Source organism: Halorubrum sp. Ea1, assembly GCF_002252965.1.
GTDB lineage: Archaea > Halobacteriota > Halobacteria > Halobacteriales > Haloferacaceae > Halorubrum.
Genome location: NZ_NHPG01000090.1, coordinates 15,993 through 27,195, shown reverse-complemented (window position 1 = coordinate 27,195; position 11,203 = coordinate 15,993). Strand labels below are relative to the sequence as shown.

Below are 11,203 nucleotides of genomic sequence, written 5' to 3'. Positions count from 1 at the left end.
CGACGCCGCGGACCGCGGCGTCGGCGTCGAGTTCCTCGTCGACGACCGCGACGCCGCCCCGGAGACGGTCACGCGGATCGAGTCGTTGGCGGACGGGGCTACCCTCGCCGTCCCGCTCGAAGCGGTCCCCGACGACGCCCTCGACGGCGACGGCCTCCGAGTTCACGCGGTCCCGCGTGCGGAGCGGTACGGGGCGGCCGAGACGGTGCGCATCGGGCGCGGGAACGGCGACGAGAGGCGGACGGCGGACGGAGGCGGCGTCGACGAGCGGCCGACGGCCGACGGCGTCGCCGGTGGCGGCGCGCCGGTCGCGGTCACCGACCCTCACGCCGCCCCGGAGTGGGCCGACGCGCCGACGATATACGAGGCGTTCGTCAGGTCGTTCGCGGGCGACACCCTCCCGACGACGTTCCGCGAGATCGAGCGCCGGGTGCCGTATCTGGAGAGCCTGCGCGTCGACGCGCTGTGGCTGACGCCCGTGCTCGCCTCGCCGACCGAGCACGGCTACCACGTCACCGACTACTACGAGACGGCGAGCGACCTCGGCTCGCGCGAGGCGTTCGAGTCGCTCGTGGAGACCTGCCACGACGCCGGGATCCGGGTGGTCTTCGACCTCGTGATCAACCACACCTCCCGCGACCACCCCGCGTTCCAGATGCACGCCGCCGGCGTCGACGCGTACGCCGACCACTACCGCCGGGCCGACGGCGCCTTCGACGTGACCGGGACCGACTGGGCGGAGCTCGCCCCCGGCGACATGCCGGAGTACTACTTCAACTGGCGGCGGATCCCCAACCTCAACTTCGACAGTCCTGCCGTCCGGGCGTGGCTGCTGGACGTAGTCGACGAGTGGGCCGCCGTCGTCGACGGCTTCCGCGCCGACGTGGCGTGGGGGGTCCCGCACGGGTTCTGGAAGGAGGTCGCCGACCGCGTCCCCGACGACGTCCTCCTGCTCGACGAGACGCTCCCGCACGACCCCTTCTACGGCGAGGGGGAGTTCGACCTCCACTACGACACCTCCCTCTACGGGATCCTCCGCGACGTCGGCGCGGGCGAGGCCCCCGCGAGCGCGGTCGGCGACGCGTTCGACCGCGCCGCGTGGCTCGGCTTCGACGATCCGAGCGCGCAGATGCGCTACGTCGAGAACCACGACGAGGACCGCTACCTCGCCGAGTACGGCCGAGACGCCCTGAAGGCCGCCGCCGCGACCGTCTTCACGCTCCCCGGCGCGCCGATGATCTACGCCGGGCAGGAGCGCGGCAACGAGACGTACCGCGGCCCCGTCCGCTGGCACGACGGCGACAACGACCTCACCGACTTCCACCGCGACCTGGCCGCGCTCCGCGAGCGCGAGCCGCTCCTCCGCGAGGGCGCCGTCGACTTCAGCGGCCCCGCGACGGACGTGCGCGTCGTCGACGGCGACCCGGAGCGGGTGACCGCGTACGCCCGGACGGCGGTCGGCGATAACGAGGGCGCCGACGAGGCGGACGGCGACGCCCTCCTCGTCGTCGTCAACTTCGCGACCGAGCCGGCGACGGTCGCGGTGCCGGAGGGAGTCGAGACCGACCTGTTCGCCGACCGCGCGGTCGGGACCGAGGTCGCCGTCGACGCCGTGGCCGTCCTCAGATAGGGTCCCGTCTCCCCGGTCGCGGTATCCGCGTCCGGTCGCGTCGTCCGACCCTTATAAGTGGTCGCCTCGCCCTCTGTTGCGTATGGACGACCGGACGCTGAACGATCTCCTCCGCCGATTCGGGCTCTCGGACAAGGAGATCGACACGTATCTGAGTCTCTTGGAGCACGGCGAGGCGAAGGCAAGCACCATCGCGGACGCCGCCGGCGTGTCGAAGCGCTACGTCTACAGCGTGAGCGAGTCGCTCGCGGACCGCGGGTTCGTAGAGGTGAACGACCACGTCGTGCCGACGACGATCCGCGCGAACCCGCCCGACGAGGTGATAAACCGGCTCCGCTCGGACGTCGACGCGATCCGACCCGGACTGGAGGAGCGCTTCTCGCGGGTGGAGCGGCGGGCCGAGCAGTTCGAGGTGATCAAGTCCCGCGTCACGGTCATCAAGCGGATCCGGTCGCTGCTCGACGGGGCGGAGTCGGAGGTCGCGCTGTCGGTCACGGCCAAGCACCTCCCGGAGGTCCGGGAGTCGCTCGCGGACGCGGTCGACCGGGGCGTGCTCGTGCTCCTCGTCGTCTCCGACGCCGAGGGGACGTCGGTCGGAGACGCCGGCGGCGACGCGGTCGACCTCGAGGGCGTCGCCAGCGTCGTTCGGACGTGGAGCGAGGCGATGCCCACGCTACTCACCGTGGACTCGGCGGCCGGCGTCGTCGCCCCGCCCGAGCTGCTCCGGCGGTCCGACACCGACCGGCAGGCGATCCACTTCTCGCAGGAACAGCTCGCGCCCGTCATCGTCGGCTCCTTCCTCGGGAACTACTGGCCGGCCGCGACCGAGGCCGCGACCGCGCCGCCGGCGCCGCTCCCGGCGGAGTACGAGAACTTCCGGCACACGGTGTTACAGGCGACCCTGCGGCTCCGCGCCGGCGAGACGCCGCGCGTAACCGTCGGCGGGCGGCGGACGGAGAGCGACGAGGCCGTCGAGCTCGTGGGACGCGTCGTCGAGGCGAAACAGGGGATGGTCGAGCCGACGAACAACGAGTTCCCGGTCCAGCACTCGCTCGTCGTGGAGACCGACGACGGCACCGTCACCGTCGGCGGGAAGGGCGCGTTCGTCGAGGACGTCGAGGCCGACCTCGTGCGGATAGAGGCGGACGAGGCCGGCGAGGCGGACGCGTCCGGCGGCACCGCCGACGCCGAATAGGTCGACGCCGCGCGGGCCGACGCCGACCTACTCGCGGATCGGCGCGCTCGTCAGCCCCGACGGCTCGTCGCCGGACGCGGTGTCGATCCCGAGCCGCCAGCCCCCCTCCACGGCGTCGACGCGGACCGCCCGCGGGGGCGACCGGTCGCCGTGTCGGCACAGTTCGAGAGCGACCGGAAGCGTCGGGAACCGCCCGTCCCGGGGGGTCAGCGCGTAGTCGGACACGTGGACGACCACCGACTCGGCCGGCGGCTCGTCGCTGCCCGAGTCGGCCGCGTAGCTCCCGACGACCCCCGCTCCGGCGAGGCGCTCGAACGCCCCCGCGACCGGGTCCGCGTCGGGCGCGACGGGGAGCCGCGACGCGGCGTCGGCCAGCACCGCGGCCTGTTCGGTCGGCTCGAGGCCGCGGCGGAGCTCGAACGCCATCGCTTCGAGGAGCCGGAGACAGAGGCCGTCCGGGTCCGACCGCTCCTCCGCGAACGCGAAGTAGGCGTCCATGACCGCCGACTCGACCGCGTCGTGGTCGCCCGCCGAGAGGGCCTCGAACACCGCCGCCGCCGCGTCGTGGCAGAACCCGACGAGGTCGCGGCTCGGCGCGGGATTCGGTTCGGGGTCGCGGCTCGAATCGGGGTTCGGTCCGGGGTCGCGGCCCACGGCGGGGTCGGAGAGCGACCAGTCCGCCGCCTCGGTCGCCGAGAACCGCAGCACGTCGTGCGCGTCGCCGGCGGACCGACCGCTTCCGGCGTCGCCGTCGGCGCTCCTGTCGCAGACGCCGCGGTCGACGCCCTCGTCGCCCGCGTACTCCTGCCGGACGATCACGTCGTAGTACGGGACCTGCGGGTCGTACCGGCGGAGCGCGTCGCGGTACTGCTCGGTGGCGCGGGCGGCGGCGCGCGCGGCGGCCCGGCTCTCGAACCGGAGCCCGGCCGCGGGGACCGGTCGGTCGCCGTAGCGGGCGCAGACGAGCGAGTACTCGCCGGTCTCCGACGAGAGCGCCTCGATATGGTCGCTGATAGCCGCCAGCGTCGTCCCGATCACGTCGCGGTCACGCTCCGCATCCGGTCACTCCTCCAGGCTCGGGTGGGTCTCTTGCGGGTCGGGATGCGGTTCCGCGAACCGCTCGCGGGTCGCGTCCAGCGAGGCGGCCTCGCGTTCGCGGCGCTCGTCGGCGCCGATCTCCTCGCAGCCCGGGGGCACCTCGCGGCCCCGGTCGGTGAAGTACCCCTCCGGCGTCACCCAGTCGTGGTAGAAGGGCGCGTCGTCGTCCTCCAACAGCGTGACCGCGACCTCGGCGCCGTGGCCGGCGCACACCGCGGCCTGGTGGGGCTTCTCCGCGAGCCGCCCCGCCGCGTACAGCCCGTCGACGCCGGTCCGGCCGCGCTCGTCGACGTCGACGTACGCCTTCCCGCGCTCGATGATCCCGACGCCGTCGACGCCGTCGAGGTAGCCGACCTCGTTCTTCGTGGCCGCGACGACGTACCGCGTCCGGATCCGGTCGTCGCCGTCGGTGGCGACGGCGAACCGGGCGTCGTCGCTCGGGGCGCCGTCGCTCGGGACGGCGCCGTCACCGCCGGAATCGGCGTCGCCGGAGTCGATCGCGGCGACCCGCGTCACCCGCGCGTCGAGTCGGTCCGCGCCGGCGGCCTCGGCCTGCTCGCCGAGGAGGTCGAGCAGTCGGCGGGCGTTGACTCCGAGCGGGAACCCGGGGAAGTTCTCCAGGTGGGCGTTCCGCCGGAGGATCGACGCGCCGCCGTCGACGACGAGCGTGTCGAGCCCCTGACGCGCCGTGAACACGGCCGCCGAGAGCCCGGCGACGCCGCCGCCGACGACGACCACGTCGCGCGGGGGGGTCGACCCGTCGGTCATCGGTCGACCACCCGTCGGTTCCGTCGGGAACGGTCCGCCGCCCGTAGCTGATTCGGCTCCATACCCGTCGACACGGGCGAGGCGAGGTAGGATCTTCGGTCCCGCGGGTCTGACGCGATGCGCTGTCGAGCGGCCGGCCTCGCCCCGCTCATCGCCGCACCCGGACCGGGTTGGCGGCGGCGATGAACGGCTCGTCCCGGTCGGTCGCCGCGAACGCGAGGTCGCCGCACGCGCCGCGTTCGACCCGCCACGTCGGCAGCGCCGGGACGTCGTAGTCGGTCGGGTCGCCGTAGGTCGCCGCCACGGTCCACTCGCGGGCGCGCATCTACAGGTCCCCCTTGATCGCGTCCGCGACGCGCTTCCGGTCGAACAGCCGCTCGTTCTCGGGGATCGCCGGATACGGACCCTCCTCGTACCGCGGCCACGCGCCGAACGCGTCGGGGTAGAGCTGCTTCGCCGTCATCTCCAGCTGGAACAGATTCAGTATCGGGCCCTGATACCGGGCGCCCTGCGGGTGGATGCGGTCGTTCCGGACCGCCGCGATCTCCGAGCCGACGGCGTCCTCCTCGAAGGCGGTCCGTCGCCCGGCCATGTCCGTCCCCGGCTCCATCCCGCCGAGGTAGAGGATGACGTCGGGATCGGCCTCGAGCATCGTCTCGAAGTCGACGACCGTGCCGGACTCGACGCTCCCCTCGAACGCGTCGCGCGGGCCGAGCGGGCGCGTGTGCGACGTGAGGAAGCCGGGGTTGCTCAGCGTGTACGCGTAGATGCTCTCGATGTCGGCGGCGGCGATCATGATCGCGGTCGGGCGCTCCTCCTCGGGCGGCAGCCCCTCTTCGATCGTCGACAGAAGCCCCTCGCGGACCTCCGCGAGCGCCTCGTAGCGCTCGCGCTCCCGGAACGCGTCGGCGACGATCTCGAACTGCTCCCACAGGCCGTAGTACTGGTAGCCGTCGGCCCACTCGTCCGTCGGCTCCTGGTGGCGGTCGCTGAGGGAGTTGCCGAACCACGGCGAGACGTTCTCGGCGACCTCGTCGACGTCCGCGCGGTCCCAGGCGTCCTGTCGGGTGATCCACGCCGGGTCCGCGAGGTGGACGTCGCTGTCGAGCTCGTACAGCTTCTCCTTGTCCGGCTTCCACGAGGAGTAGCGCCCGGACCAGTCGAGCGAGACGCCCGGGAGCCGCTCGACGAACTGGTTCCACAGCCCGTCGTAGTAGTCGGGCGCGTGCAGCGCGGTGACGTCGTTCCCCCGGCCGAGCGCGAACGCCATGTCCGCGTGGTGGGTGAGCCGCGTGAACACCGTCTCCGGCGGCGACTCGAACGTCACCTCGCCCATCGGCGAGATCGACGCCGTGTAGCTCTCGGCGGTGTCGCCGGACCCGTCAGAATCGTCGCCGTCGGCCGAGCCGTCGTCGGTGCCGTTGCCGTCGGCCGAGCCGTCGTCGGCGCCGTCGCCCTCCCCGTCGCCACCGCCGGTGCAGCCGGCGAGCAGACCGCCGAGCGCGACGGTACCGCCGTACTTCGCGAACGCTCTGCGGGTCGGATCCCCGTGTACCGCGTCGTCTCTGGACATGTTTTTAGGCTAGCCTAAAGATGTTTAACCACTTCGGTTTTTAGGTCGGACTAAAATATATTGCCACGTCGTCGTCGGCCGGACGCGTCGGGTTACTCCGACCCCTCGTGCCTGGCGCGCAACGGGGTGACGCGGGGGCCGTTCTCGGTCTGCACCACGTCGGTGTCGACGCGGAACACGTCAGCGAGCAGCTCCTCGGTGACGACCTCTCCCGGGGCGCCGCGGGCCCGTATCTCGCCGTCCTTGAGCGCGACCATCCGGTCGGCGAGCCGCGCGGCCTGCTCGATGTCGTGGAGCACGACGACGACCGTCACGTCGCTCTCGTCGCGCAGCGTCTCGATGATCTCCATCACCTCCATCTGGTGGTGTAAGTCGAGGAACGTCGTCGGCTCGTCGAGGAGGAGCACGTCGGTGTCCTGCGCGAGGACCATCGCGATCCACGCGAGCTGCTTCTGCCCGCCGCTGAGGCTCCCGACCTCGCGGTCCCTGAGGTGGCCGCAGCCCGCCAGCTCGATGGCGCGGTCGACCGCGCGAGCGTCCGCCTCGGTCGTCCGCTCGAAGAAGCCGCGGTGCGGGTACCGACCGTGATGGACGAGGTCCTCGACGGTGATGCTGTCCGGCGACGTGCTCTCCTGTGACAGCAGCCCGAGCTTCCGGGCGAGCGCCTTCGTGTCCATCGAGTGAACGTCGCGTCCGTCCAGGAGCACGGAGCCGTCCTCGGGCGCGAGCTGGTTCGCCAACCCCTTCAGCAGGGTGCTCTTGCCCGACCCGTTCGGACCGACGAGGGCGGTGACCGCGCCCGGCTCGGCCGCGATCGACGCGCCGTCGACGACCGGTTCCGGAGCGGTCGGGTACCCCAACACGAGCCCCTCGGCGTCGAGGTCGCTCGCGTCGGTGGCGCCCGCCGCGCGCTCGCCGGTCGTTCGGTTCGGCGCGTTCGCGCCGCTCAGTTCGTCCGAATCCGTCGCGTTCGTGCGTTCGATGGACATTCAGAGTTCACCCATGTTCTGCCGTCTCCGCATCAGGTACAGGAAGTACGGCCCGCCGACGAGCCCGGTGACGATCCCCACCGGGATCTGCGCGTCCGCGCCCGTCAGGACGCTCATCCCGAGCCGGGCGCCCACGTCGGCGGCGACCATCAGGGCGGGGCCGACGAACAGGCACCCGACGATCAGCCGCTTGTAATCGCTCCCGACGAGGTTCCGCACCATGTGCGGGACGATCAGCCCGACGAAGCTGACGATGCCGGCCACCGCGATGCTGGCGGCGGCCGCGAGCACCGCGACCCCCGACAGCGCGAACCGCACCCGCTCTATCGACATCCCGAGCGACTTCGCGGTCTGCTCGCCCAACAGGAGCAGGTTCAGCTGCCGCGATCCGGCGATCGAGAGCAGTACCGCGACGACCGTCCACGGGAGCGCCAGCCGCACCTGCGCCCAGTCCGTCCCGGTCAGCGAGCCGGTCGTCCACTGGATCGCCGACTGGACGACGCCGATGTCGTCGGCGAAGAAGAACAGCGCCGTCTGGAGGCTCCCGAAGACGGTCCCGACGATCACGCCCGCGAGCACGAGCCGGACGGGGCTCGTCCCGTTCTTCCACGCGATGGCGTACACGATCAGGAACGCGACGGCGCCGCCCAGCGCCGCGATCAGCGGGAGGAACGCAGAGAGCCCTCCGAACACGACCAGCGTCAGCAGGATCATCAGCCCGGCCCCGGAGGAGACGCCGAGGATGAACGGGCTCGCGAGCTCGTTCCTGGTGACCGCCTGGAAGATCGCGCCCGAGACGCCGAGGTTCATCCCGACGATGGCCCCGACGATCACCCGCGGTAGGCGGATGTTCCAGACGATCAGCGTGCCGTGCGACAGCTCCGGCAGCTCGCCCTGAAAGCCCGTGATCGCCCGCATCAGCTCCTCGCCGACGAGGAAGTTGAGCAGCCACCGCGGGTCGAGGAGGACCGCGGGGTCGAGGACGGCCCGCCACGCCTCGCCGACCGTCATCGAGTAGGCGCCGAAGCTCACCTGCACGAGGCCCGCGACGACGACCACCGCGAGGCTCCCGACCGCGACGCTCACGAGTTTCGGGTCGAGCAGCCAGCCGAAGCGGTCGGTCCCGGCCGACCGGCTCGTCGACGCCCCGCCGCCGACCGCGGACCGCTCGCCGCTCATCGCGCCCCCTGGTCGGCCGCCGCTCCGTCTCCCCCCGCTCCGTCGGCCGCCTCCCGCCCGCCGTTCAATTCGGTCGCGTGCGCCGCGATCGCCTCGTCGTCCATCGCGTCGAGCAGGGCGGCGGCGCCGTGGGCGTCGACGACCGCGGCCGGGTCGAGGTGCGCCGCGAGCGCGCGCCGCCCGGCGGCCGCCCGCGATTCGGCCTCGTCCGCGTCGACGTACGACGACAGCGAGGCGTCGATCGCGGCCTCGCGGACGCGGGCGAACCGGTCCGAGTCCGGGTCGACGGGGGCGTCGGCGTGCTCCGCGTCGAACCACTCGGCCCACCGCTCGCGGTCGGTCCACTCGTCGTCGACCGCGGCCTCGCGACGCAGCCAGTCGACGCCCTCGGCCGCCGCGGGCCACCAGCCGTCGTCGATCCGCGCGTCGGCGACGACCCGCTTCCCGACGCGGGCGCCCCGGCCGGCCGCCGTGACGACCTGGCGGTCGGCCGCCGACGGCGACGCGACGTAGAGCCCGTCGACCGGCGTCGTCCCGTCGCGGTCGGCGTACTCGCGGTCGAAGCCCTCGTGGGTCTCGTCGCCGTGCTCGTGGACCGCGAACATCGCCTCGTCGTCGAGCCCGCGGAGGTACTCGCCGCCGTACCGCGTCGCCGCGACCACGCGGCGGGCGGTGACCGGCTCGCCCTCCTGCGGCGTGACGCGGAGGCCGGCGGCGTCATCCCCGTCTCCGGCTCGGCGTTCGACGTCTTCGACGAGGTCCGAGACGACCGAACACCCCGCCCGCTCCGCGTGCGAGCGGAGCAGCTCCGCGAAGGTCTCGACGTCGACGCCGGCGGGGAATCCGGGGTAGTTCTCCAGGTGCGCACAGCGCGCGAGGGAGGACCGACCGCGGTCGAAGACCGCGACGTCGAGCCCCTCCCGCGCCGCGAACACCGCCGCCGAGCAGCCCGCCGGACCGCCGCCGACCACGACGACGTCGCGATCGACGGCGGCGCTCATTCCGCGCCTCCGGAGACGATCGCGGCGACCTCCTCGCGGTCGAACAGCCGTTCGGCCGGCGGAATCGGCGGGTAGTCGTCGCCGTGCTCGTAGCCGGGCCACTCGCCGAACCGACCCGGGAACAGCTGTTTCGCCGTCATCTCCAGCTGGAACAGGTTCATGATCGGCCCCTGCACCGGGGTTCCGGAGGGGTAGAAGCGGTCGTTCTCGATCGCGGAGAGCCGGCCGGCGACCGAGTGGTCGGCCAGCTCCTCGCGGACCGCGCCGACGTCGTAGTAGGAGGCGATCCCGTACTGGTGGAGAATGACGTCGGGGTCGACCTCCAGCAGCCGCTCGTGGTCGTAGGCCGTCTCGTAGGTGACCTCGTCCGCGGCGAAGGCGTCGGGGACGTCGAACGGACGGACGTGCGCGTTCGCGAAGCCCGGCCCGTCGGTCCGGGAGGGGTAGTAGGTCCCGTCCATGTAGATGAGGGCGGCGACCGTCGGGCGCTCCTCGGCCGGCGGGAGGTCGCTCCGGATCGTCTCGATCAGGTCCTCGCGGACCGCGTCGAGCGCGGCGAAGCGCTCCGTCTCGCGGAAGGCGGCGGCGACGCGCTCGCCGATCTCGGGGAGCGCGTAGTACTCGTAGTCGTCGCGACACGGCTCCGGGGGGTCCGAGTGCCGGCGGCTGTAGACGTTCCCGAACCACGGCGCGACGTTGTCGCGGACCTCGGCCACGTCGGCCGCGCTCCAGCCGTCGAAGGACGCGAACAGGCACGGGTCCGCGAGGTGGAGGTCGCTGTCGAGCTCGTAGAGGAGCTCGCGGTCGACGGAGATGCCGCCGGAGCCGGAGTTGAGCTGCGTGAGCCCCTCGGCGTCGAAGGAGACGCCGTCGAGGCGCGCGTAGTAGGCGTCCAACGTGTTCCCGCCCGCGTTCGCGTCGAAGCCGAGCGAGTTCACCGCGCCGCCGTGACCGAGCGCGACCGCGAGGTCGGCGTACAGCAGGCTGTACACCATGACGCCCTCCGGGACCGCGTCGAACGCGACCTCGCCGGCCGGCGCCATCTCGGCCGTGTACGAGCCGTCCTCGCCGCCGGCACCGTCGCCGTCGGCCGAACCGCTCCCGTTCGAACCGCCGCTCGCCGAGCCGTCGTCTCCCTCGGCACCGCCCGGCGCCGGATCGGTCCCGGCGCACCCGGCGAGCAGTCCCGCGCCGGCGACGCCGCCGCAGTACCTGATCGCGTCGCGTCGCGTCGCGGGGGATCGGTCCGCGTCTGGTTCCATACGATTTAGGCCACCCTAAAGGATTAAATCGGTTTCGGATCTTAGGCTCGCCTAACACTTCGCCGAAACGGGAAGCCGGCGGCCGGAACCGGTCGGAACGGCCGGTCGAGCGCGCTTTGTCGGCGAGACGCTCGGCGGCCGGTCCGGCGCCTCGTCCACAGCGCTCGTCTGGATCGGCGCCTCGTCCACAGCGCTCGTCTGGATCGGCGCCTCGTCCCGGTGTCCGCGGATGTACACGGTCGACAGGTACCGCGGGGCGCCGGTCATCGTTCGCCCCCTCGGATCTCGCCGCCGACCTCGTTCGACGGGCGTTTGTCGGGTCCGTCGGCGCCACGATCGTCCTCCGGGGCGAAGAGCGCGGCGTACATCCACGCCCGAGCGCGTCGAAACCGAGCGCCGTCAGCGGCGTCTCGTCGAGGGCGACGACGCGCCCGGTGACCTCGTCGACGACGTCGGCGGCCTCGAACAGGTGCTCCGCCTCGCGGGCGAGCGCCTCCGCGACCGCGAT

At 72.7% G+C, this 11,203-nt stretch carries 11 protein-coding genes; 2 read left to right on the top strand and 9 right to left on the bottom strand.

From position 1 onward, the window contains the following. Window positions 1-1,630, top strand: a 1,630-nt coding sequence (locus tag DJ73_RS11190; RefSeq protein WP_094557978.1) for an alpha-amylase family glycosyl hydrolase, incomplete at its 5' end; no start/stop codon positions are given. Between the two features lie 82 nt (window positions 1,631-1,712). Beyond that, window positions 1,713-2,825, top strand: a complete 1,113-nt coding sequence (locus DJ73_RS11185) for a TrmB family transcriptional regulator sugar-binding domain-containing protein (protein ID WP_094557977.1) — start codon at window positions 1,713-1,715, stop codon at window positions 2,823-2,825. Between the two features lie 27 nt (window positions 2,826-2,852). On the opposite strand, the gene DJ73_RS11180 is transcribed toward DJ73_RS11185, so the two are convergent. The 9 genes from DJ73_RS11180 to DJ73_RS11145 form a co-directional block, all read right to left on the bottom strand. Continuing rightward, a complete protein-coding gene (locus DJ73_RS11180) occupies window positions 2,853-3,863 on the bottom strand; it encodes a hypothetical protein (protein WP_094557976.1) in 1,011 nt (336 codons plus the stop codon). A 24-nt stretch (window positions 3,864-3,887) separates the two neighbouring features. Further along, window positions 3,888-4,691 (bottom strand): FAD-binding protein, encoded by an 804-nt coding sequence (locus tag DJ73_RS11175; RefSeq protein WP_094523735.1) that lies wholly within the window; start codon window positions 4,689-4,691, stop codon window positions 3,888-3,890. Between the two features lie 148 nt (window positions 4,692-4,839). Further along, window positions 4,840-5,016, bottom strand: a complete 177-nt coding sequence (locus DJ73_RS20355; RefSeq protein ID WP_170938255.1) for a hypothetical protein — start codon at window positions 5,014-5,016, stop codon at window positions 4,840-4,842. Then, a complete protein-coding gene (locus DJ73_RS11170; RefSeq protein WP_094523733.1) occupies window positions 5,017-6,264 on the bottom strand; it encodes an ABC transporter substrate-binding protein in 1,248 nt (415 codons plus the stop codon). A gap of 92 nt (window positions 6,265-6,356) precedes the next feature. Continuing rightward, window positions 6,357-7,253: an ABC transporter ATP-binding protein gene (locus DJ73_RS11165; RefSeq protein ID WP_094557975.1), complete on the bottom strand. Its 897-nt coding sequence runs from the start codon at window positions 7,251-7,253 to the stop codon at window positions 6,357-6,359. Continuing rightward, the gene (locus tag DJ73_RS11160) at window positions 7,254-8,432 is read right to left on the bottom strand and encodes an iron ABC transporter permease (RefSeq protein WP_094526568.1); all 1,179 of its coding nucleotides are present in this window, start codon (window positions 8,430-8,432) and stop codon (window positions 7,254-7,256) included. After that, entirely contained in the window at window positions 8,429-9,433 is a 1,005-nt protein-coding gene (locus DJ73_RS11155; RefSeq protein WP_094557974.1) for an FAD-dependent oxidoreductase, read from the bottom strand. Before DJ73_RS11155 ends, DJ73_RS11160 begins: the two co-directional genes overlap by 4 nt. Beyond that, the gene (locus tag DJ73_RS11150) at window positions 9,430-10,695 is read right to left on the bottom strand and encodes an ABC transporter substrate-binding protein (RefSeq protein WP_094557973.1); all 1,266 of its coding nucleotides are present in this window, start codon (window positions 10,693-10,695) and stop codon (window positions 9,430-9,432) included. Before DJ73_RS11150 ends, DJ73_RS11155 begins: the two co-directional genes overlap by 4 nt. A gap of 51 nt (window positions 10,696-10,746) precedes the next feature. Further along, complete coding sequence (locus tag DJ73_RS11145; RefSeq protein WP_094557972.1) at window positions 10,747-10,962, bottom strand: hypothetical protein; 216 nt, start codon at window positions 10,960-10,962, stop codon at window positions 10,747-10,749. Window positions 10,963-11,203 lie beyond the last annotated feature (241 nt).

Bases quoted from the DNA above. Each gene is read 5' to 3' on its own strand.
- DJ73_RS11155 (WP_094557974.1), bottom strand. From the start codon at position 9,433: ATGAGCGCCGCCGTCGATCGCGACGTCGTCGTGGTCGGCGGCGGTCCG.
- DJ73_RS11170 (WP_094523733.1), bottom strand. From the start codon at position 6,264: ATGTCCAGAGACGACGCGGTACACGGGGATCCGACCCGCAGAGCGTTC.
- DJ73_RS11165 (WP_094557975.1), bottom strand. From the start codon at position 7,253: ATGTCCATCGAACGCACGAACGCGACGGATTCGGACGAACTGAGCGGC.
- DJ73_RS11185 (WP_094557977.1), top strand. From the start codon at position 1,713: ATGGACGACCGGACGCTGAACGATCTCCTCCGCCGATTCGGGCTCTCG.
- DJ73_RS11175 (WP_094523735.1), bottom strand. From the start codon at position 4,691: ATGACCGACGGGTCGACCCCCCCGCGCGACGTGGTCGTCGTCGGCGGC.
- DJ73_RS20355 (WP_170938255.1), bottom strand. From the start codon at position 5,016: ATGCGCGCCCGCGAGTGGACCGTGGCGGCGACCTACGGCGACCCGACC.
- DJ73_RS11145 (WP_094557972.1), bottom strand. From the start codon at position 10,962: ATGACCGGCGCCCCGCGGTACCTGTCGACCGTGTACATCCGCGGACAC.
- DJ73_RS11160 (WP_094526568.1), bottom strand. From the start codon at position 8,432: ATGAGCGGCGAGCGGTCCGCGGTCGGCGGCGGGGCGTCGACGAGCCGG.
- DJ73_RS11150 (WP_094557973.1), bottom strand. From the start codon at position 10,695: ATGGAACCAGACGCGGACCGATCCCCCGCGACGCGACGCGACGCGATC.